The sequence below is a fragment of the Methylorubrum sp. GM97 genome, from assembly GCF_024347855.1.
In the GTDB taxonomy this organism is placed as follows: domain Bacteria; phylum Pseudomonadota; class Alphaproteobacteria; order Rhizobiales; family Beijerinckiaceae; genus Methylobacterium; species Methylobacterium extorquens.
In genome coordinates, this window is record NZ_AP025942.1 from 1,823,122 (window position 1) to 1,841,251 (window position 18,130).

The window sequence follows — 18,130 nt, forward strand, 5'->3', positions numbered from 1 at the left end:
CTAGCGGGATTCCGACGAGGAGCCGCGGCGGACCCGGGAAGGGACGATCTTGCCGAGGATACGCCCGAGCTGGTCGGCCGAGTAGGGTTTGTGAAGCAACTCGAACCCGTCGGGCCCGTCCTGGGCGAGGACGTGGCTGTAGCCCGAGGCCAGCAGCACCGGCAGGTGGGGCAGGCGCCGCTGCAGGATCTTCGCGAGCTCGAACCCGCCCATGCCGGGCATCACCACGTCGGAGAACACCGCGTCGAAGCCGGCTCCGTCCGAGCCAAGCTTTTCCAACGCCTCCTCCGCGTTCGCCGCCCAGGTCGTGCGGTATCCGAAATCCTCCAGGATCTGGGTCGCGAAGCGTCCGACCTCGACGTTGTCCTCGACGACGAGCACGCATTGTCCGTCGCCGGTCGGGAATGCCTCGCCGTCCCGCACCTCGGACGGCTCGTCGCGGATCACCCCCTCGACCTCGGGCAGGTAGAGGGTGAAGGTGGTTCCACGGCCGAGCTCGCTCGTGACGTCGACGTCGCCGCCAGACTGCTTGGCGAACCCGAACACCTGTGACAGGCCGAGCCCGGTACCCTGGCCGACGGGCTTGGTGGTAAAGAACGGTTCGAAGATGCGCCCGACCTGCTCCGCGGCGATGCCGCAGCCGGTGTCGACGACGGAGACCGCCGCGAAGAAGCCCGGCGCCGCGGCATGGCCGCGGATGGGCGGCATGCCTTCGGCGCAGTCGAGCCGCAGGGTCAGCGTGCCTTCGCCCTCCATGGCGTCGCGCGCGTTCACCGCCATGTTGATCAGCGCCGTCTCGAACTGGCTGAGGTCGGCGCGCACGAAGCAGGGCGCGTCCGGTGCCTCGGTCACTACGCGGATGCGCGCGCCGGTGACCGTGTCGAGCATGTCGGCAACCGCCCGCAGCTGGGCGCCGACTTCCAGCACCTCGGGCTTAAGCGTCTGGCGCCGCGCGAAGGCCAGGAGCTGGCCGGTCAGCTTGGCGGCGCGGTCGACCGTGTCGGAAACCGCGTCCATGTACCGGTTCCGCCGCTCCTCGGGCAGGTTCGGCCGACGCAGGAAGTCGACCGACGAGCGGATGATGGTCAGCAGGTTGTTGAAGTCGTGCGCCACCCCGCCGGTCAATTGCCCGACGGCCTCCAACTTCTGCGACTGCCGCAGCGCCTCCTCGGCCTGTTCGAGCAGCATCGTCCGCTCGCGCTGCTCGGTGACGTCGCGGGCGACGCAATAGAGCAATCCCTCGACCGGAACGGCCCGCCACGACAGTATCCGGTAACCACCGTCGCGAGTGCGGAACCGGTTCTCGAACGCGAGCGTGGTCTGCCCGGCGGCGAGCCGCGCGACCTCGGCTCGGGTCGCCGCGCGGTCGTCAGGGTGCTCCAGCCATTCCGAGGTGCGCCCGATGACCTCGCCCGACTGCCAGCCCAGGATGGCCGTCCAGGCCGGGTTGACACTGACCCACACCCCTTTCCCATCGGCGACACCGAGCATGTCATGACTGACCTGCCAGATGCGGTCCCGCTCCTGCGTGCGTGCCTCGACATGGTCGGCGAGGGTCGTGTTCAAGGCTTCCAGCGCCGCGGCGCTCTCCCGGCGTTCCTCCTCGGCCCTCACCCGTTCGGTGATGTCGCGCGAGACGCCGACCAGCTTGAGTTCGCCCGTTCCCTCGACACGGAACGGCGCGAAGCTCACCTCCCACCAGCGCGGCTCGCCCTTCGCGGTCGGGCAGTACCCTTCGGTCCGCGATGGCACGCCCGACGCCGCCGTCCGGACCGCCGTCCGGATCCTGGCGCGCTCGCTGTCCGGCCAGAGGTCGGCGAGCTCCCGCCCGAGCACGTCTTGGAGCGACCCTAGCTGGATGAGGTCGAGGCCGCGCTCGTTCATGTACTCCAAACGGCCCTCCGCGGAGAGCACCTTCACGCAGTCGGGGCTCGCGGCGAGGATGCCCCGGACGAACGCCTCGCTGCGGATGGCGTCGTTCGCCGAGGCGTTGCGCCGGTGGGCGTCGACGTGGAAGGCGATCAGGTCGGCGAACATCCGGAAGGTGCCGACGACCTCGGGCCGGTCGACGGACGCAGGCTTCGGGTCGATGGCGCAGAGCGTGCCGAAGAACGTGCCGTCCGGCAGAACGATGGGCATCGAGACGTAGCTCTGGAAACCGTACCGCGCCGGCGTGGGATGGTCGCAATAGGCGGCGTCCGCGGCGACGTGATCGATCACCACGGGCGTCCGGCTCTGCCGGATCTCGTGGCAGATGGTCGAGGCGACCTCCAGCTCGTCGCCAGGCCGCAAGCCGAAGGAGATCTCGTCCTTGACCCGACAGGCGACCCAGCGGTCCTCTGTGACCCGGGCCACGGCCGCGAAACCCATCCCGCTCACGCGGCAGGCGACGGCGAGGATGGTGGGGATCGCCTCGATGCCGCCGACGAGGTCGATGTCGGCCTGGAAGTCGTGCGGGGCGGCCACGTGCGCGAGGGCGCTCATCGGCTCGGCCGGTCCTCGACCGCCGCCTTCAAGCAGGGCGAACCTCGGTCGTGCTCCATGAGCGGGCGAAGCCCCGTCCGGACGACGTCGCTGGCATTCGAGAGGCGGCCGGACGCAACCTGGGCCCGGATGTAATCTTCCGGGACCGTGGTCAGGGCGATGTTGCTGGTCGGCGTGCTCGACATGCCGTGTCCGTCCCACGCCGACCATGGACTGTCAAAGATCGGCAACGCCGAGCTGTCCGCAGCGCCGTGGGCGATATCGTCGCAATCCGGCCCGGGCATGGGAAGCTCCTGCTAGCATGAGAGACCGACGCGGCCACGATGGGCGCTTGAAGATCGGCGCGCGGTCTCAGACCAAGGCCGCCACCGGCAGGCCGACCTTCAGATTCCCGCGTACCAGGGTGAGCCCTGATCCTCTTGGTAACCGCCCTTGCTGCTCGGGTTGCCCAGGCAGCATGCCGCTTGGCATCGTCTCGCTCACCGAGAACTTGATGAAAGTCGGTATGGCCGTCTGGCGCCTCTTAGGCGATGCCCTGAGACCTCAGGTATTGGCTCGCCGCCGCGGCATAAATGTCGCTGATGCAGCAGCCACGATTGGCCGCGATCACGTCTTTCCTTGCTGGGGCTGAAACTTTTCGGGGCGAGCCCTCGTAGAAATCTGCGTCTGCCCAACCAGGGCGCGGCGCGGGGCTTCGCTTCGACGCCAGGAATACTGCGCCCAACGACTATCGCTCAAAGATATTTTGTTCATTAGATCAGGAACTTACGGTGTATTTGTCGTCTTCTCCTGCTGTGCGAAGAAAATCCCTTCCGCGTACAGGAGATAAAGAATGAAGATCACCACCCTCGCTCTTGCCGCCTCGGTTCTCGGCGGCCTCGCGTTCGGAACCGGCGCCGCCTCGGCTGCCCCTATGGGCCCGAATGGACTCCAGGTTGCCCCGGCCAGCATCACGCAGGTGCGCATGAGCAGCAGCGAGCGCATGATGATGAAGAAGCGCATGATGCATAAGAAGATGATGAAGCGCCGGATGATGAAGAAGCGGATGATGATGAACCGCGGCATGTGATTTAAGGCGCCGTGCGCTTCCGGAGGCCCCGACCCAGGGGGCCTCCGCCCTAGCCGTCCAGAGTGCGGGGAAGACCGTTTGGCTCGAACCTACCTGACCCGATCAGCCCCCGAGACCGGCGAGGTCGAGCGCCGCCGCTGGATGTTTCGCCATCCCCTCGTGATCAGGGTCACCCACTGGGTGAACGCGATCTGCCTGCTGGTCCTGCTGATGAGCGGCCTGCAGATCTTCAACGCCCACCCGGCCCTTTACTGGGGCAAGGTCTCGACCTTCGACGCGCCGCTCATGTCGATGACCCAGACCGAGGACGACCCGCCCAAGGGCATGACGACGGTGTTCGGCCATGGCTTCGACACGACGGGCTGGCTCGGTTCATCGGTCGGCTCCGACGGCGAGGCGGCGGACCGAGGCTTCCCGGCCTGGACGACCTTGCCGAGCGACCAGGACCTTACCGGCGGCCGTTCCTGGCACTTCTTCTTCGCCTGGGCCTTCGTCCTGAACGGTATCGCCTACCTGCTCTATGGTCTGGTCAGCGGCCAGCTGCGGTTCCGAATGATCCCGTCCCGTGACCAGATCCGGCATTTCGGGGCCTCGGTTTGGGAGCACCTGACGCTGCGCTTCCCTCAAGGAGACGAGGCCAAGCGCTACAACGTCATCCAGAAGCTCACCTACCTAGTCGTGCTGTTCGTGCTCCTGCCGGTTCAGGTCCTCGCCGGCCTCGCGATGTCCCCGGCGATGGACGCGGCCTTCCCGTTCCTGCTGACGCTGTTCGACGGGCGCCAGTCGGCCCGCACGGTCCACTTCGTCGTGGCGGGCCTGCTGGTCCTGTTCGTGGTCGTGCACGTCGCTCTGGTCCTGCTGTCGGGCTTCTGGAACAACATGCGCGGCATGCTCACCGGCTGGTTCGTGATCGAGCGCAAGGTCGAGCCGATCGTCCCTGCCGGAGAGCCCCGGGCATGAGCCGCTCACCCAACCGACGCGCCCTCCTGGTGGGGGCTTCCGCCACGGCCGCGGCGGCCATGCTCGGAGGCTGCGACCGCCTGGGCAACGCGGAGTGGTTCCGGCGAACTCTGAAGATCGGCGAGGACGCCAACATGTTCGTCCAGCGCCTGCTCCTGGGCGACGCGACGCTGGCACCGGAATACGCCGAGGCCGACATCTCGCCGTGGTTCAAGCCGAACGGCACCGAGGACCCGCCGGACAAAGACTACAAGGCCCTGGCGAAGGGCAAGTTCGCCAAGTACCACTTGGAGGTCGGCGGCCTCGTGGAGGCGCCCCTCAAGCTGTCCCTCGCCGAACTCCGCAAGCTTCCGGCCCGCACCCAAATCACCCGGCACGATTGCGTCGAGGGCTGGAGCGCCATCGGCAAATGGACCGGGGTGCCCCTCGCCGAACTGCTCAACCGCGCTCGGCTCAAGCCGGAGGCGCGCTGCGTGGTGTTCCACTGCGCCGACACCATGGACCAGGGCAGTCCGCTCGAAGGCGGGGGAGACGACGAGGCGGCCGACGATGTCCCTGCCGGCAACGCCAACCTAAGCATGACGAGGCAGTCGGGCGGCGACGAGAGCAGGAAGGATTCTGGTGGCCAACAGGCGACGGAGGACGATGCAGCCAGCGGCGGAACGCCGGTTCGGTTCTACGAGAGCATCGACCTGGTCGATGCGTTCCACCCGCAGACCATCCTGGCCTACGACATGAACGGGGAGGCGCTTCCCGTGTCGAACGGCGCACCGCTGCGGCTGCGGGTCGAGCGCAACCTCGGCTACAAGCAGGCGAAGTACGTGATGCGCATCGAGGTGGTCGAGAGCTTCGCCCACATCGGCGGGGGCAAGGGCGGCTACTGGGAGGATCAGGGCTACGCCTGGTACGCCGGCATCTGAGTCTGCCCGGACGTGACGTCCACGTTTCTGCGAGCATTGAGCGCGCAGCTCTATCGTGTCGAACTCGGGTGGCATCCGCCTGCGAAACTGCGGAGTAGGGTCGGCCCCGCGCCGTTTGGCTGGCTATCGGACCGGCGACGCCGCCTGGGTGCCTTCGATATGAGCGGTCCGCGGACCTAGCTGAGACGCCCTGACCGGCGAAACCCGCGACGGACCAATGTTCGGACTGCAGCGCGAATAAGAGGACAATGCGGTCATATCCCTACACTTTGAACGCCTCGGCACGGGCCGGCCGCGTCGAGGTCCGGCAGGTCGCCGTGTGAGCAGACGTAGAGATTTTTCGCCGGCGTCCGGTAGGAAGCCCGCAATCGGTCGAGGGGCGGTTCGGCGTTGTAGGGCTGGTCGCCGTGGACGATCAGGCGTGCCTTGCGCTCGGTCAGACTCGACATCGAGGCTCCCGTCCCAGTGGGGTTACGGGAGTGAACGCGTCGGCGGTAGCAAGGCTCAACCGACGATGCACGGGCCAGGGCGGCGGCGGCACGGCATTATCGCTCTGTTTGGTCGAGCCTTCGCCAAGCGTCGCAAATACCCGCCAGGACCGACCTATTCCGGGCCGTTTCTCGTGCCCTACCGGAAAAAAGCCGAGTCCCGGCCAGGGGATGAATGGTTTGGACGGACCGTTATGAGCGGTCTTGTCAATTCACCGAGCTGGCTGTTCAGAATGCCTTTTGCATCCGGCATGTCCGCTTCCTCTGGCGGAGCGGGCATCGAAGGGACTTGAATTCAATGTCCACAGGGGGGCAGAAGTTTGCACACCCATTGTTCGGTCGGTCACTTGGCTAGACTACATCAGCTGCGCCGAAAGCGGGCGCCTCATCGTCCGCCCAGGCCGGCTGGGCGCCGACGACGCTGACGCTTGCCCTGAACGGGTCGACCCTCGGGACCGTGGCGTTCGCGGCCGGCAAGGCCGTGAACACGTTCACGACGACCAGCGGCAACCCCTACCTCGTCAACAAGGGGCGACGTGTTGACCCTCGTGGTGCCCGCGACGCAGGACAGCGCCCTGGCGCACCTCGTCGGCTACATCGCACTTCAGTGAGGGCGGCCGCCGCCGGGGTTTCGCGAAAATCCCGGCGGATTTCCGTTCTGATCTTCCGTTACAGTCTGATGATGAGGCGTTATTGGGTGGGGAGGTAACGGGGCACTACACCGAGCATACGAACTCTACTCTTTGCCGGGGCCGTCATCGGCGAAGTTCGTACGCGGCTGGGCGCCGGGTCATACACAGGGCCAGGGACTTCAGTAACTACGACTGTCGAAGGGGTCTGGACATCGATTCGGGGATCCCGATCTCCTAGACGCACACCAGCGAGAGGAGGCCGCCCCGATGACGACCAGAGCCCACGACATCGTCCAGGCCTTCGACGTCCCCATGCAGGGCATGGCGCTCGGCCTCGGGTCGGTCCTGATCGCGCGGCAGCAGGCCCGCAACGCCGCCCGTCGCGAGGCCAACGCGATCCGCGCGGTCGCCGGGCGCATGGCCTACGACCGCGTCATGGCCCAGCACGCCATCGACGAGGCTGAGCGCCATGCCCGGGCCGAGGACGACCGGCGCCGGTCCGCCATCCGGCTGCGGGCCCTCGCCGCAAAGCGCGCACGGGGCTGATACGGGCTCCGCGCGTGTTGTGATGTGCTCACGGGATGCCACGATGTGCGCGCGCAGCAAGTGTCAATAGCCGCAAGCAAGCCAGACGGCCCTCCGAGCAGATTTCTTTGGACATGAAAAAGCCCGCCCTGGTCGCCCGGGGCGGGCTTCGTCGTTCCGGTGGTGGCGCGATCAGATGGCGCGCGGCGGCTCGGCGATGAGCTCGTCGAGGACGGCGACGAAATGCGACCGCTTGTTCTCGTCGCCCGTTAGGCGGCGGTGCGCCTCGGCGGCCGCGGCGGCGGCGCGCGCTGCCTCCATGCTGCGATACTCGGACGGGGTCATCGGGCGCGGCAGGCTATCCAGGTGACGCTCGCCGAGGAGGTGGCGTCCGATCACGACGTTGTCGTGCTTGGACAGGGCGAACTGCTGAGCGAACGTCATGCCGTCGAGATACGCTCGCGCCGCGTCGTCGATGGCGGCGGCCTCGGGCTCATCGCCCATGAGATGCGCCAGCGCAGCCCGGCCCCACTGCTCGGCCGGGGACGGCGGCACCGGCGCCGGGGTGGGCTCCGCGGCTTCCGCCTCGACCATCGCCTCGGCCTCGGCGATGGGATCGGGCTGGACGAAGGCGCTGCGGACAGCCCGCCAGACGAGGCGGCCGCCCTCGATGATCGGCACCAGCGTGATGCGCCCCATGGCGGCGAGCATCCTGCCGACCGCTGCGAAAAACCCCTTCATCGTCCCCTCCGTGCTGACCTCCCGATAGTGCCGCGCGGGCATGCATACGACACGCGCCGCCCTCGATACGTCACGCCACGCCGAGGGCTTGGGCCTCGGCATACGTGACGGCGCGGGCCCATACGTACAGGCCGGTCGAGCGGGTCACGAGGGCCACGTATTCCTGCCCGTGCCAGTCGTAGACCACGTCGACCTCGTAGCCGTGCCCGGGCATCATCCGGTGCCGCCTCGGCGTCGCCATCAGGCCGGCTGCCCGCACGCGCCGATGCCATGCGCGCCGATTCGCGCCAGCCGGATCGAGCTGATCGCCGGCCTCGATGAACGAGACCTCGACCACGCCGTCGGCGCCGGCGACGTAGGCCCGGTGCGGGACGCGGCTGGACGCCGGCGCCACGACGGCGACCGCCCCGGGCACGAGCTCGTAGTGCGCTCTGGGATAGGCGTCCTCGTAGCGCCCCCGCCGGACCCGCACATCGGTCCTTTCCACAGGGGAGATGCGCCTCCCGAGAGAGAGGCAATCCTCCACCAGGACGGCCTCGTACGCCCGTTCCCAGGCAGGGATCACAAGGACCGGGGGCGCTATCCTTGAAGGACCAGAAGCCCCGTCCTTCGCCGCCTCGCAAGCAATCATCATGTAATCCTTCAAAAGTAGAAGCATATGCGTCGGGAACGATTTGCACGCAGAAGGGCCTCGTGCGTGCATATTGTTCCAGACGCAGATTTCCTCTTGACGACTCCAATTGAAGCTGGAACGCTATAAAGCGTCAATAGCTTCAGGAGGCGTCGGTGACGGCGGAGGAAGTGAGAACGCTGCTGCGGCAGCGCGTGGATTCGGAGGGGAGCGCGCTGGCGTGGTCGCGCCGCCATGGCGTCAGCACGGCCTACACGCTGGACACCCTGGCGGGCCGCCGCGGCCCCGGCCCGGTGATCCTGGCGGCGCTCGGTGTCGAGAAGGCCGACGCGACTTACCGTTTGAAGGAAAGCGCCTGCGGGAGGCCGGCATGAGCAGCCAGGGCCGGCCGGGCGATTCGCCCCTGTCCGTCTACCGCTCGCCCGATCCCGCCGCTGTCCTGCGCCTCGCCGAGAGCCACGGGATGGACGCCGCCGTCGGTCGGTACTTCTGGCTGTCCCGCGGCGCGGTCGAGAAGCTCGTCCAGCATGGCCGCGAGATCCGTCGTGGACAGATGGGCCAGCCGATCCCGCCCCGGGGCAAGCGTCGGACAACGACGGCCGAGGCGGAGGCGCACGGCATCGCCGAGGTCCTCCGCCTCGGCTCGGTGCACCGCGCCGCCAAGGCGACCGGCCTCTCGCACTCCCTGCTGCGCACGCTCCTCGTCGAGCGCGGCATCCCCGTCCCCCGCCTCAGCACCGAGGAGCGCCGCCAGGCCGTCCTGGCCGGGCAGGCGCGCGCCGCGGCCGCCGCCGAAACCCCCAACGCCACCGAGAGGAATGCAGCATGACCGACATCGCCAACAGGGCCGTATCCATCCTCGCGGGCGAGGTCGCTGCCTCGGGCACCCGCCCGGCCGCCGACGTTGCCAGCGGCATCCTCGCCCGCCTGCAGCGCGAGGGCCTCGCCATCGTCGACGTCAGCCAGGTGGATGCCGTGGAGGCCCTGATCGCGCTCGACGCCATCCTCGACCTCCGCGGTGCGGCGGGCGACGAGGAGGTCGTCCGGGAATGGGCCTCGCAAATGGGGATGGATAGCCCGTCCGGCCTAATGGCCGCCGTGTCAGCGGTCCGCGACGTCCTCGACGGGCCGCAGGCACCGATCTTCGACGCGGCCACGCTCCGGGACGCGTACCGGCACGGATACGACCGCAGCCGCTACAGCGCCGGCGGCGACCCGGCCGCCTACGACCACGAGGGCGCCGAGTACGGCTACTCATGGCCGCCGACCTAGCAGCGTATCTCGGCGAGACGGCTGCGAGTGAGGCCTACGACCGGCTCCACGCCGGCCAGGCCGCTAAGGCCTCCGCCGCGGCCTGAGGGCCTCCGTCGCGCGCCAGGCGGCAGTGGCGCCCCCTCCATCCTCCGAGCAACCCCGGTTTTCAGGAGCGCCGCGTGCGCAAGTTCAACCTCGACCTCAATCTCAAGACCGTAGGCGCCTCGGCCATCGCCAAGGCCATGGCCGAGTGCAACCTCTTCGAAACCTCGCTGGAGCGCACCGACCGCATCCTCGCCGCCCTGGCTAAGGCCGACCTCGTCATCGTGCCGAAGCCCGTCGGCAACGCCGAGGCCGTTCGCGAGGCGGTCCGGACCGGCAACTGGTCCGCCGTCTCGGAGCGCGACCTGCTGGCTTGGCGCGATGCGCCCCTTCCGGGCGAGGCCGCTCCCGCCGACGAGGCGCCCGTGACGCTGATCCCCGGCAACGTCATGGCACTCCCGCCCGGCATGGAGCTCCGGGCCGCCGATGCCGAGGTGCCGTGCGCCGAGCATGACGACTGGGGCCTGCGCAATGGCGCCGCTGACGACCTTGCGGCGAAGCACGGCTGCCGGGTCGAGATCTCGGACCTCGACGACGCGCGCTATCCGCTTTCGGACGGGGGCATCGACGACCCGCACGACCCGCAATTCGTCGTCGTGACCGAGCGCGCGACCGGCCTCCTCGTCGGCTTGGTGAAGGCCTGGCAGGATGAGGACGGCGATCCTCTCGTGCCGCGCACCTGGCTCGAAATCGTGCTGGGCGCTTGGGACGCGGCGCGCGACCCGCAGCGGGCCGCCTGAGGCATCGCCCTCCGTCGCGCGCCAGGCGGCAGTGGCGCACCCCCGATTCCTTCCCCCTCCACCCCGGTTTCCCCAGGAGCGCCATCGTGCGCGAGACCAAGTTCCAGAGACAAGCCGCCCGCCTCATCGCCGAGGCGTTCCAGTTGGAGCGTCCCTGCCTCATGACCAACATCGAGCTTGCCCAAGTCGCCGTCGGCCATCTTGCGGAAGCCGGCTACGAGATCGTGCGGAAGGAGCCCGCAGCCGGCCCCGTCATGGTGTCCCGCGTCACGCACGGGGACAGCAGCGTCACGGAGCAGCGGTTCTCCGTCCCCGTGGAGACCGAGACCGAGAAGGTCGCCAAATGGGCAGCGCGGCTGATCGGCGAGATCCTCGAAGACGGCTGGGACCGCCAGGAGCAGGCGGGCGTCGAAGTCGCCGCGAAGGAGGCCCTGGCGCGGCTCCGGCGCGACCGCGGCCGGACGGCTTTCGAGGACATCGACAAAAACCCGCCCTACGGCCCTTCTCGCTGCAGCGAGACGATCTCGACCCGGCTGCGTGACCTCGGTGACCTGGTCGAGCAGTGCGAGTGCACGCTTCGCCTGCGGAGCATCGTGCTGGTTGCCGGCCTGCGAGCCTGGCCAGACCACGACCAGTTCGCCGACTTCAACCGCAGGCTCGACCTCATCCGCGACCAGCCGGGCGTCGTGGGGGCAGACTGCGATCTCGTGAACTGCCCCTCCATCCGCATCAAGGTGGAGATCCGCTTCGACCACTACATCACGACCGTCGGCTGCACGTTCGCCCCGCTGGACCTGCCTGAAAAGCCGAGGAAGGCCGCCTGATGCGCGCGCTTCTCGCCCTCGTCGCCGGAGGCCCCGGACGGGTCTCCACCAGCGCGGCCGCCATCGTGACGTGCGCCTTCCCCCTCGCCGGCAGCGGCGGGGAGCTCCTCCGGGCGGCCTGGCACGCCTTCCTCTGGGCCGGGGGATTCGTCCTGGTCTGGGCCGTCCTCGCCATCGTCGGGAACGCCGCAGGCGTCGCTGACGGCGAGGCGGTCGCACCTGCTTCTCGGGAGACCGACCATGGCTAACGACAGCAACATCGCGGACGACTACTTCAACGGCGCGGCGGTCTGGGCCACGCTCTCGGCTGCGCAGCAGGCCCGTATCGGGGCGATGGCCTTGGAGCTCGCCGTCGCGGGCGCCATCGCCGAGCACGCTCCGGACCCTGCCGCCCGGGCCGGCGCCGCGGCCGAGAAGAACGCCTTCGAGTTCCTTCTGGCGGCAACGCTTGGCTTGGGCGGCCTGCTCGACCGGACGTGGATCGACGCCACGGGCGGGAAGGAGCGGTACCGCATTCCTTCCGTGATCCACCGCGTCTGCCGGGCCTGCGGCTGCAGCCAGGAGGACCCCTGTGAGCAGGGATGCGGCTGGCACGATGCCACGACCTGCATCGCCTGCGTCGGTTCCGGGAAGGCGGCCCATGGGTAGCCTCTGGGGTGACGACCACGATCCGGGCGAGGCCCCCGACGTCCGCACGCTCTACGCCGGGACCCAGGTCGCCCGTCACGCGCACACCTGCGACGGCTGCCCCATGAACCGGAGCATTCCGGCGGGTGCGCGCTACGGAAAGAGCGTGTGCCTCGTCGACGGTGAGATCCACGTGCAGCGGATGTGCATCGGCGGAACGTGCTGGGACGAGCACGAAGCCGAGGAATCCCGCCCGCCGGCGCCTGCCTGGAGCCCCGACGACTTGCAATTCTGATAATCCTTTACACTGTATTGATCGCGCATTACACTCGATGAATGCGCGATTTCTTCTGACTAATGCTTATAATGCGCCATGGCCGGGGGCATATTCCGGTCATGGGCAGGCACAGCCTCCCATCATACGACCGCAGGAGCATCCTTGATGAGCGACTATACCCAGATCAGCCCCGCCGCCGTCGCCGCCGCCTTCGGGTGCGCCAAGGGCAGCTACCAGCGTGCCGTTCTCAACGGCTTCGAGGCCTGGTCCGGCTCGACGCTGACCGGCCGCGCCGCCCGCTACGGCGGCAAGTATCGGACCTCGCGCGAGGAACTCCTCGCCCGCCTCGCCGCCCATCCCGACCTCGCCGTCGAGGAGCGCCTGGCCCGCCGCCGGACCGTCGCCATCGTCACCCGCGACGAGGCCGCGGCCGCCGGCGGCGCCTACGCCTTCATCGAGGCCGAGGCGGAGCGCCAGCGCATCGAGAAGGAGCAGGTCGATGACGAGGCCCAGCGCCTCGCGTTCCTGCAGCGGCTGGAGGACCACCGTCTCGATATGGCCGCCCTCGCCGAGATCTGACGCCACCACCAGCCGGGGCTCGCGCCCCGGCCTCTCGCGGGTCGCCTCATGGGGCGCCCCGCCGGGGGCCGGATTCCTTTACCCCCCGGGCCGGCAGAGCCGCCCGCCACCAGCAGAAGCATCCTATGTTCCCCAAGACCCACGTTCTCAAAAGGGCCCTGGCCCGCCGCGAGCGCGATGAGCTCCTCTCCGCGTTCGCCCTCGGCGTCGCCAACGGCGCGACCAACCTGTTCCACATCGTGACCGTCGACGGTTACTACCGCCCGATCCCCGACACCGGCCTCGACCTCGTGTTCCGCGCCGCCACGTCCGAATGCGCCCTGGCCGCCTGGAACCGCCACGCCGAGGACGTCGGCGCCGAGGGGCGGCACCGCGTCGAGGTGACGTTCACGCCCCTCGCGGTCCGGGGCGAGCCCCAGCCGGAGCAGTCGGCGATCCACTACGTCGACTTGGACATGCAGGCGCTCATGGACGAGCTCGGCGACATGTACGACGAGGACCTCGCCCTCGGCCTCGCCATCCCGAACGCTTTCTGAGGAGCCCCCGCCATGATCGTCCGCGAGATCCCCGCCCGCTACCGCGTCCCCGCCGTCGAGGCCGTCCAGCACGCCCTGCGCGACGCCGTCACCGTCGAGGACGCCCGCGCCCGCGTCGCGCACTTCGACCTCGCCACGGGCAAGAAGCGCCCGGCGTGGTACCGCGAGGAACGCCCCGACGACACGCACGGCGCGACGCTCGTCAGCGGCGCCGTCCTGGCCTGGGGCCGATTCGCGCCGTTCGAGCCGTGGGAGTTGTTTTGCTGGCTCGACGCCGACCGCGGCACCGTGATCTGGAGGGAGAAGCTGTGACCCCGCACGAAATGGTGATCCTCGCAGGCAAGTCCCTGACGGGGACGGACAACTGGGCCAAGAAGTTGGCCCGGGACCTCGGCTACTATCACCCGGACGGCTCGCGCGGGACGATAGACCCCCGCTCCGTCAGCCGGTGGCGCACGGGCGAGATGGAGGTCCTGCCATGGGCCGCCGCGGCCCTGCCGCGGATCTTGCAGTTCGAGGCCTCGATGCTGGAGGACGAGGCGGCCCAGATGAAGGCCAGCGCCGACCGGATGAGGAAGGCGGCTGCGCGGATCGAGCAGTCCCTGGAGCCCCCGCCCGGCCCGCGCCCATAGCCACAACGAGAAGGGCCCCCGGTTCGCCGCCGGGAGGCCCTTCTCGTTTCAGGCCTGCGCCTTGCGCTTCTCGGCCCGGGCCCGCTCCTCCGGTTCCTCGGGCGTCGCCTCCATCCGGGCGATGACGTCCTCCAGCCGGGCCGGCGCGTAGCCCCAGACGTCGACGCCGACGTCGCAAGACTGGGACGTCCCGGGGAGCGTCCCATGCGTGTGGCCGTGGACGTGCAGGACGCCCCGGAAGCTGCCCGGCCAGGCGCGGAGCGGATAATGGTCGCACACGATCCGATACCCTGCGGCGTGGACGGTCAGCCTTTCCTGGACGCTCGCCCACGCCAAGCCGGTGACCCTGGGACGGTCGTGGTTGCCGACGCAGAGATGCTTTTGCCCGGGGAGCGCCGCGAAGATCTCGGTGGTGCGCTCGGGCGAGTGCCCCCACTCGAAGTCGCCGAGGTGAATGACGGTGTCGGTGGGGCGGACGCGCGAGACCCAGGCCTCGATGAGCATCCTGTCCATCTCGGCGACGTCGCGGAACGGGCGGCCCGAATGGCCGATGCTTCCCGCGTGGCCGAAGTGGGTGTCACCACAGAGCCAGACCTGCCCCTTCGAGGGCGTCAGGTTGCGGTGGTGCGTGAGCGGTCGGTTGGTCATGAAGGCAGCCTCCTCGAAGGGGGGCTGCGCGCACGGCGTCACGCCCCAGGGATCGGTTTCAGGCAGGGGGTGGCTATGCGTTTCACGGGTGCCTCTCGGGCTCGTCGATGGGCCAGGGATCGCAGCTCGCGATTCCTCCGGTCAAGCGGCGTCGTCGGTCACGGTTAACGGAAAGCCTGGGCGGGGATTTTGTCACTTTCGTCCCCAGGAGGTGGGGCGGGGAAGAATGTGACACTTTCAGTCCCGGGGCGGCGGCCCGTAAAAATGTCATCCAGGCCCCGGGGGTGGATGACATTTTTACGGAGCGGGTAAGTCTCGGTCCGGAGGGCGCCGCCCGCCGAGGTCGGCGAACCGGGCCCGGCACCAGGGGACGTACTGCGACGGGCCGCGCTTGCCCCAGGCCTTGGGCCACCGGCAGTTCGTCACCAGCGCCAGCAGGACCTCCTTCAGCGACGCCCGGGGACCGAGGCGCGCGATCAGCCGCTCGGTGTCGTAGGAGCCATGGCGCCGGGGGCACCAGGGGCAGACGATGACAACCCGTCGATACGGGAACGCCCCCAGCGTCCGCGGCACCTGCATCCGTCCCCCGCCGTTGACCCAATCCGCATGTTCACTATTTGTTCTCACAACGGAGAGGGTCAATGCCAAGCTGGGACGATATCGCGGCCGCGGCCGCCGGGAACGAACGGGACGCGCTTCGGCGGGCGATGGCGGAGGATCTGGAGGCGGCCCGACGCGGCAGGGGAGGGCCGGGATTCCTCCCGGCCGAGCGCCCGGCCGACCTGGCGAGGGCCCTCGGCCGGGACCGTCGGGCTCAGGCCCCGAGGCGCGCCCGCTCCTGATCGACCGCCTCCAGGATGGCCTTGACCCAGACGACCATCCCCTCCGCCTTGAGTTCGAGGCGCTGGCTGTGGATGTAATGTCGAAGGGTGATGGCCTGCGCGAGCTCCCTCTCCTCGTCGGCGTTGCCCTTCGCCTTACGTGCGTGCGCCAGGATGGCCGATCCCGCGCCGCCCAGCCGCTCCATGTCGAGGAACGTCGGCAGCGTCCGCCGGACGTCGTGCGGGGTCCAATGCCGGATGCCGTGGGCGGTCAGCAGGTCGTCCTCGGGCCGGAGCGTCAATCCTCCCTTCTGGCCGGCCTTCTTCTTCCCCTTCAGGCGGTCCATGAACTGCGTCATCCCGACGGCGGTCGTGCGCTTGCCCGGGACACGGCTCGGGAACAGGTAGACGCCCTCCCGGGGCGCGCCGATGTGGTCGAGTGCCGCCAGGGCTTCAGGCGGCATCGGCAGGGCATGCGGCCGAGCGCGCTTCTTCAGACCGTTTGCGTGTCCGGCCCCCTTCATCTCGGCGGCTGTCCAGGTCCAGATCTTCCAGCCGGGCCGCTCGGGCCAGTCCCGCACCGTCGCCCGCAGCGTCCCCGTCAGGGCGGTGGCGCGCTGCCCGGTCAGGACGACGGCCCAGAGCGCCGCGAGCATGCCGGCTCCGGTTTCCTTTGCCGTCCCCCCGAGCGCCTTGAACCGCTCGGCCAGGACGAGGGTGCGGGCGAGCTCCTCGATGGTCGGCGTGTGCTCGCGGGTACCGGAGGAGTATTCGACCGTCAGCCGCTCCCGCCACCAGGGGAACTCGACCTCCGCCAGGCCCGCCCGCGGGGCGTGATGGCGCCAGGCCCAGTCCAACGCCGCCTTGACCACCTCGACGCTGTCGGCGGCCGCGGACAGCGTGTGCTTCCGGGTGACCCGGTCCCTCATCTTGACCAAGTCCTCCAGATCGACGAGCTGGACCATCTTCCAGGCGAACTCGTCATCGAGCGTCCGGCGCAGGTGGCGCTCGTACTGGACTTTCCAACGGCCCTTCAGCGTCGGGAGCTTCGTCTCCAGGAACAGGTCGACGAGGTCGCCCCACTCCCACGGCCCGTGCCGTCGCCGCTCCTCGTCGGACATCTCCGGCGGATCGTCCGGGTGGGGCTTCGTGAAGGCGATGTCTAGGGCCTGCTCGGTCCCGATGCCCCGCGCGGTGACGCGCGAGAATACGTCGAGTTCCTGCGCGATCACGCGCTTCGTCAGCCCCCGGCGCTCCGCGGACCGGACCTCCTCGGCGGCGACGCGGGCCGAGGCGACGGGCAGGCTGTCCATGTCGCCCAGCGTGACGGTTCCGGTGCGGCGCTTGAGCAGCCACGTCCCGGAGCGCCGGGTCACGCGCAGCACGAGGCCCTGGCAGGCTGTGTCGACGAAATCGAAGCCGCGCCCCTCCAGTCCGTCGGACGCGATCAGGCCCTTCGCCCGCTTGACGTGGGCCTGCGTGAGCTTGGTCCGCTCGCGCCCATAGCCCCCCCGTTCCGCCACCGCCATCGACGCCTCCGCCTGGATACCACGCGGATACCACGCACGCCGAAACTGCCCGGGCAAGCCGTCAGGCTACGGAGGATGCGGAAAAGCTGTTTGTTATCAAGGGGAGGGTTAACGGTCGACGGCGTCAGCCGGACCTGCCCAAAAGGGACTTATCAGCTTCCCAAGCTGAATGTCGTCGGTTCGATCCCGATCGCCCGCTCCACCAAATTCTTTACTTTCGACAACGTGTTGCGAGTTTTCAGGCCCGACGAATCGAGTCTCTTGGTGAACGTCGGGTACACAATTGTGCACAGGTTGAGTGGGCTTGAGGCTGCCGGAAGCCCGAATCTACGACGACCCCCACGAAAGACCCGTTCCTTCGCTCAAACGAGGCGGTCGGTTACGCTCCCGAGCCATCATGCGGGCCGCTGCGCGGCGTTGAGACGTCACCGAGAGCCGTGCCCGCTCACGTAGCGATGGCCAAGTCGGTATTGTAACCGGCTGCAGCGAGGCCGTTGCGGCATTCGTGGCCGTGACGCGAGCGAAGGCTTGCGGGATGGTGTGCCCCAGGTCTGGGACCGTGCGGGCCGCCGCGGTTCGGAGCAGGCCCTTCAACTTGGCGAAGACCTGCTCGATCGGATTGAAGTCCGGGTTGTAGGGCTCTAGCCCGCCGTCTTCGGCCTGGAGCAAGGCGGTGCGCTCCTGCAACCGGAGTCCTTCGTGCACGATGCTCCAAAGGCGCTCAAGCGGCCATTCCGGAGCGCCCCGATAGTATTACCCGAGCCGGCCAAGTCCGCGGCGCACCCTTCACGATCAGTAATTTCGCTTTAATTGGTAGATATTGATGATAAAAGGCATATAAAAGTTTTATGCAATAAAATAAACACAGTAATTCCTAAGAAAAATGGATTTATAACTCTAATTTTTCACAGAAATTAGAATAACTCGCGACCTACGGCGCCTGCTCTTGCAAGGAAAATCCCCGCGTGAGGGTTTTTTCCTTTTCTTTAGGTATTTTTTAACTCCAGCCAATTTGCGCGGCTGATGGAATGCTGTGGCCAGTTTGGAGACCTCCCCGGCGACAAGGGGCGCTCCGTCCATCACCAGGCCGGCTGATGCTCGCCTGTATCCG

At 68.4% G+C, this 18,130-nt stretch carries 24 protein-coding genes and 1 pseudogene; 16 read left to right on the forward strand and 9 right to left on the reverse strand.

Annotated features, from left to right (window positions below; genetic code table 11):
* The gene (locus MSPGM_RS08550; protein WP_261926318.1) at positions 1–2,484 is read right to left on the reverse strand and encodes a PAS domain-containing protein; all 2,484 of its coding nucleotides are present in this window, start codon (positions 2,482–2,484) and stop codon (positions 1–3) included.
* Entirely contained in the window at positions 2,481–2,669 is a 189-nt protein-coding gene (locus MSPGM_RS08555; RefSeq protein ID WP_261926319.1) for a type II toxin-antitoxin system ParD family antitoxin, read from the reverse strand. Before MSPGM_RS08555 ends, MSPGM_RS08550 begins: the two co-directional genes overlap by 4 nt.
* Before the next feature lie 647 nt (positions 2,670–3,316).
* Between MSPGM_RS08555 and MSPGM_RS08560 the strand changes: the two genes are divergently transcribed.
* The 3 genes from MSPGM_RS08560 to MSPGM_RS08570 all read left to right on the forward strand — a co-directional run bounded on the left by MSPGM_RS08560 (position 3,317) and on the right by MSPGM_RS08570 (position 5,433).
* Positions 3,317–3,553: a hypothetical protein gene (locus MSPGM_RS08560; protein WP_261926320.1), complete on the forward strand. Its 237-nt coding sequence runs from the start codon at positions 3,317–3,319 to the stop codon at positions 3,551–3,553.
* A 78-nt stretch (positions 3,554–3,631) separates the two neighbouring features.
* Positions 3,632–4,513 carry a cytochrome b/b6 domain-containing protein gene (locus tag MSPGM_RS08565; RefSeq protein WP_410007708.1) on the forward strand — a complete coding sequence of 294 codons (882 nt, stop codon included), beginning with the start codon at positions 3,632–3,634 and terminating at the stop codon, positions 4,511–4,513.
* A complete protein-coding gene (locus MSPGM_RS08570) occupies positions 4,510–5,433 on the forward strand; it encodes a molybdopterin-binding protein (RefSeq protein WP_261926321.1) in 924 nt (307 codons plus the stop codon). Before MSPGM_RS08565 ends, MSPGM_RS08570 begins: the two co-directional genes overlap by 4 nt.
* Positions 5,434–5,687: 254 nt before the next feature.
* On the opposite strand, the gene MSPGM_RS08575 is transcribed toward MSPGM_RS08570, so the two are convergent.
* Positions 5,688–5,882, reverse strand: coding sequence for a hypothetical protein (locus MSPGM_RS08575; RefSeq protein WP_261926322.1), 195 nt, complete (start codon positions 5,880–5,882; stop codon positions 5,688–5,690).
* Between the two features lie 938 nt (positions 5,883–6,820).
* Between MSPGM_RS08575 and MSPGM_RS08580 the strand changes: the two genes are divergently transcribed.
* Entirely contained in the window at positions 6,821–7,099 is a 279-nt protein-coding gene (locus MSPGM_RS08580) for a hypothetical protein (protein WP_261926323.1), read from the forward strand.
* A 171-nt stretch (positions 7,100–7,270) separates the two neighbouring features.
* Here MSPGM_RS08580 and MSPGM_RS08585 read toward each other — a convergent pair whose 3' ends face one another.
* Complete coding sequence (locus MSPGM_RS08585; protein ID WP_261926324.1) at positions 7,271–7,819, reverse strand: hypothetical protein; 549 nt, start codon at positions 7,817–7,819, stop codon at positions 7,271–7,273.
* 70 nt (positions 7,820–7,889) lie between these two features.
* Entirely contained in the window at positions 7,890–8,306 is a 417-nt protein-coding gene (locus tag MSPGM_RS08590; protein WP_261926325.1) for a hypothetical protein, read from the reverse strand.
* A gap of 299 nt (positions 8,307–8,605) precedes the next feature.
* Here MSPGM_RS08590 and MSPGM_RS08595 point away from each other — a divergent pair, with 299 nt between their 5' ends.
* The 12 genes from MSPGM_RS08595 to MSPGM_RS08650 all read left to right on the forward strand — a co-directional run bounded on the left by MSPGM_RS08595 (position 8,606) and on the right by MSPGM_RS08650 (position 14,021).
* Positions 8,606–8,824, forward strand: coding sequence for a hypothetical protein (locus MSPGM_RS08595; RefSeq protein WP_261926326.1), 219 nt, complete (start codon positions 8,606–8,608; stop codon positions 8,822–8,824).
* Complete coding sequence (locus tag MSPGM_RS08600) at positions 8,821–9,279, forward strand: hypothetical protein (RefSeq protein WP_261926327.1); 459 nt, start codon at positions 8,821–8,823, stop codon at positions 9,277–9,279. The genes MSPGM_RS08595 and MSPGM_RS08600 overlap by 4 nt, the downstream gene beginning before the upstream one ends.
* Entirely contained in the window at positions 9,276–9,722 is a 447-nt protein-coding gene (locus MSPGM_RS08605; RefSeq protein ID WP_261926328.1) for a hypothetical protein, read from the forward strand. The genes MSPGM_RS08600 and MSPGM_RS08605 overlap by 4 nt, the downstream gene beginning before the upstream one ends.
* A gap of 161 nt (positions 9,723–9,883) precedes the next feature.
* The gene (locus MSPGM_RS08610; protein ID WP_261926329.1) at positions 9,884–10,546 is read left to right on the forward strand and encodes a hypothetical protein; all 663 of its coding nucleotides are present in this window, start codon (positions 9,884–9,886) and stop codon (positions 10,544–10,546) included.
* A 161-nt stretch (positions 10,547–10,707) separates the two neighbouring features.
* Complete coding sequence (locus MSPGM_RS08615; RefSeq protein ID WP_261926330.1) at positions 10,708–11,370, forward strand: hypothetical protein; 663 nt, start codon at positions 10,708–10,710, stop codon at positions 11,368–11,370.
* A complete protein-coding gene (locus MSPGM_RS08620) occupies positions 11,370–11,618 on the forward strand; it encodes a hypothetical protein (RefSeq protein ID WP_261926331.1) in 249 nt (82 codons plus the stop codon). The genes MSPGM_RS08615 and MSPGM_RS08620 overlap by 1 nt, the downstream gene beginning before the upstream one ends.
* Positions 11,611–12,018 carry a hypothetical protein gene (locus tag MSPGM_RS08625; RefSeq protein WP_261926332.1) on the forward strand — a complete coding sequence of 136 codons (408 nt, stop codon included), beginning with the start codon at positions 11,611–11,613 and terminating at the stop codon, positions 12,016–12,018. The genes MSPGM_RS08620 and MSPGM_RS08625 overlap by 8 nt, the downstream gene beginning before the upstream one ends.
* Positions 12,011–12,292 (forward strand): hypothetical protein, encoded by a 282-nt coding sequence (locus tag MSPGM_RS08630; RefSeq protein ID WP_261926333.1) that lies wholly within the window; start codon positions 12,011–12,013, stop codon positions 12,290–12,292. The genes MSPGM_RS08625 and MSPGM_RS08630 overlap by 8 nt, the downstream gene beginning before the upstream one ends.
* A gap of 147 nt (positions 12,293–12,439) precedes the next feature.
* Positions 12,440–12,853 (forward strand): hypothetical protein, encoded by a 414-nt coding sequence (locus MSPGM_RS08635; RefSeq protein ID WP_261926334.1) that lies wholly within the window; start codon positions 12,440–12,442, stop codon positions 12,851–12,853.
* A 125-nt stretch (positions 12,854–12,978) separates the two neighbouring features.
* The gene (locus tag MSPGM_RS08640) at positions 12,979–13,389 is read left to right on the forward strand and encodes a hypothetical protein (RefSeq protein WP_261926335.1); all 411 of its coding nucleotides are present in this window, start codon (positions 12,979–12,981) and stop codon (positions 13,387–13,389) included.
* A 12-nt stretch (positions 13,390–13,401) separates the two neighbouring features.
* On the forward strand, positions 13,402–13,701 hold the full coding sequence (locus MSPGM_RS08645) for a hypothetical protein (RefSeq protein WP_261926336.1): 300 nt from the start codon (positions 13,402–13,404) through the stop codon (positions 13,699–13,701).
* Positions 13,698–14,021 (forward strand): hypothetical protein, encoded by a 324-nt coding sequence (locus tag MSPGM_RS08650; RefSeq protein WP_261926337.1) that lies wholly within the window; start codon positions 13,698–13,700, stop codon positions 14,019–14,021. Before MSPGM_RS08645 ends, MSPGM_RS08650 begins: the two co-directional genes overlap by 4 nt.
* Positions 14,022–14,069: 48 nt before the next feature.
* Here the strand turns inward: MSPGM_RS08650 and MSPGM_RS08655 are convergent, their stop codons facing one another.
* The 4 genes and pseudogenes from MSPGM_RS08655 to MSPGM_RS08670 all read right to left on the reverse strand — a co-directional run.
* Complete coding sequence (locus tag MSPGM_RS08655) at positions 14,070–14,669, reverse strand: metallophosphoesterase (protein WP_261926338.1); 600 nt, start codon at positions 14,667–14,669, stop codon at positions 14,070–14,072.
* A gap of 297 nt (positions 14,670–14,966) precedes the next feature.
* Complete coding sequence (locus MSPGM_RS08660) at positions 14,967–15,317, reverse strand: hypothetical protein (protein ID WP_261926339.1); 351 nt, start codon at positions 15,315–15,317, stop codon at positions 14,967–14,969.
* Positions 15,318–15,483: 166 nt separating this feature from the next.
* Positions 15,484–17,019, reverse strand: a complete 1,536-nt coding sequence (locus MSPGM_RS08665; RefSeq protein ID WP_261926340.1) for a hypothetical protein — start codon at positions 17,017–17,019, stop codon at positions 15,484–15,486.
* 445 nt (positions 17,020–17,464) lie between these two features.
* A pseudogene (locus MSPGM_RS08670) lies at positions 17,465–17,664 on the reverse strand (IS630 family transposase); the annotation flags it as partial.
* Positions 17,665–18,130: the final 466 nt, after the last annotated feature.

Bases quoted from the DNA above. Each gene is read 5' to 3' on its own strand.
- MSPGM_RS08635 (WP_261926334.1), top strand. From the start codon at position 12,440: ATGAGCGACTATACCCAGATCAGCCCCGCCGCCGTCGCCGCCGCCTTC.
- MSPGM_RS08585 (WP_261926324.1), bottom strand. From the start codon at position 7,819: ATGAAGGGGTTTTTCGCAGCGGTCGGCAGGATGCTCGCCGCCATGGGG.
- MSPGM_RS08655 (WP_261926338.1), bottom strand. From the start codon at position 14,669: ATGACCAACCGACCGCTCACGCACCACCGCAACCTGACGCCCTCGAAG.
- MSPGM_RS08600 (WP_261926327.1), top strand. From the start codon at position 8,821: ATGAGCAGCCAGGGCCGGCCGGGCGATTCGCCCCTGTCCGTCTACCGC.
- MSPGM_RS08570 (WP_261926321.1), top strand. From the start codon at position 4,510: ATGAGCCGCTCACCCAACCGACGCGCCCTCCTGGTGGGGGCTTCCGCC.
- MSPGM_RS08665 (WP_261926340.1), bottom strand. From the start codon at position 17,019: ATGGCGGTGGCGGAACGGGGGGGCTATGGGCGCGAGCGGACCAAGCTC.
- MSPGM_RS08580 (WP_261926323.1), top strand. From the start codon at position 6,821: ATGACGACCAGAGCCCACGACATCGTCCAGGCCTTCGACGTCCCCATG.
- MSPGM_RS08640 (WP_261926335.1), top strand. From the start codon at position 12,979: ATGTTCCCCAAGACCCACGTTCTCAAAAGGGCCCTGGCCCGCCGCGAG.
- MSPGM_RS08630 (WP_261926333.1), top strand. From the start codon at position 12,011: ATGGGTAGCCTCTGGGGTGACGACCACGATCCGGGCGAGGCCCCCGAC.
- MSPGM_RS08605 (WP_261926328.1), top strand. From the start codon at position 9,276: ATGACCGACATCGCCAACAGGGCCGTATCCATCCTCGCGGGCGAGGTC.
- MSPGM_RS08550 (WP_261926318.1), bottom strand. From the start codon at position 2,484: ATGAGCGCCCTCGCGCACGTGGCCGCCCCGCACGACTTCCAGGCCGAC.
- MSPGM_RS08615 (WP_261926330.1), top strand. From the start codon at position 10,708: ATGACCAACATCGAGCTTGCCCAAGTCGCCGTCGGCCATCTTGCGGAA.
- MSPGM_RS08555 (WP_261926319.1), bottom strand. From the start codon at position 2,669: ATGTCGAGCACGCCGACCAGCAACATCGCCCTGACCACGGTCCCGGAA.
- MSPGM_RS08620 (WP_261926331.1), top strand. From the start codon at position 11,370: ATGCGCGCGCTTCTCGCCCTCGTCGCCGGAGGCCCCGGACGGGTCTCC.
- MSPGM_RS08645 (WP_261926336.1), top strand. From the start codon at position 13,402: ATGATCGTCCGCGAGATCCCCGCCCGCTACCGCGTCCCCGCCGTCGAG.
- MSPGM_RS08625 (WP_261926332.1), top strand. From the start codon at position 11,611: ATGGCTAACGACAGCAACATCGCGGACGACTACTTCAACGGCGCGGCG.
- MSPGM_RS08560 (WP_261926320.1), top strand. From the start codon at position 3,317: ATGAAGATCACCACCCTCGCTCTTGCCGCCTCGGTTCTCGGCGGCCTC.
- MSPGM_RS08575 (WP_261926322.1), bottom strand. From the start codon at position 5,882: ATGTCGAGTCTGACCGAGCGCAAGGCACGCCTGATCGTCCACGGCGAC.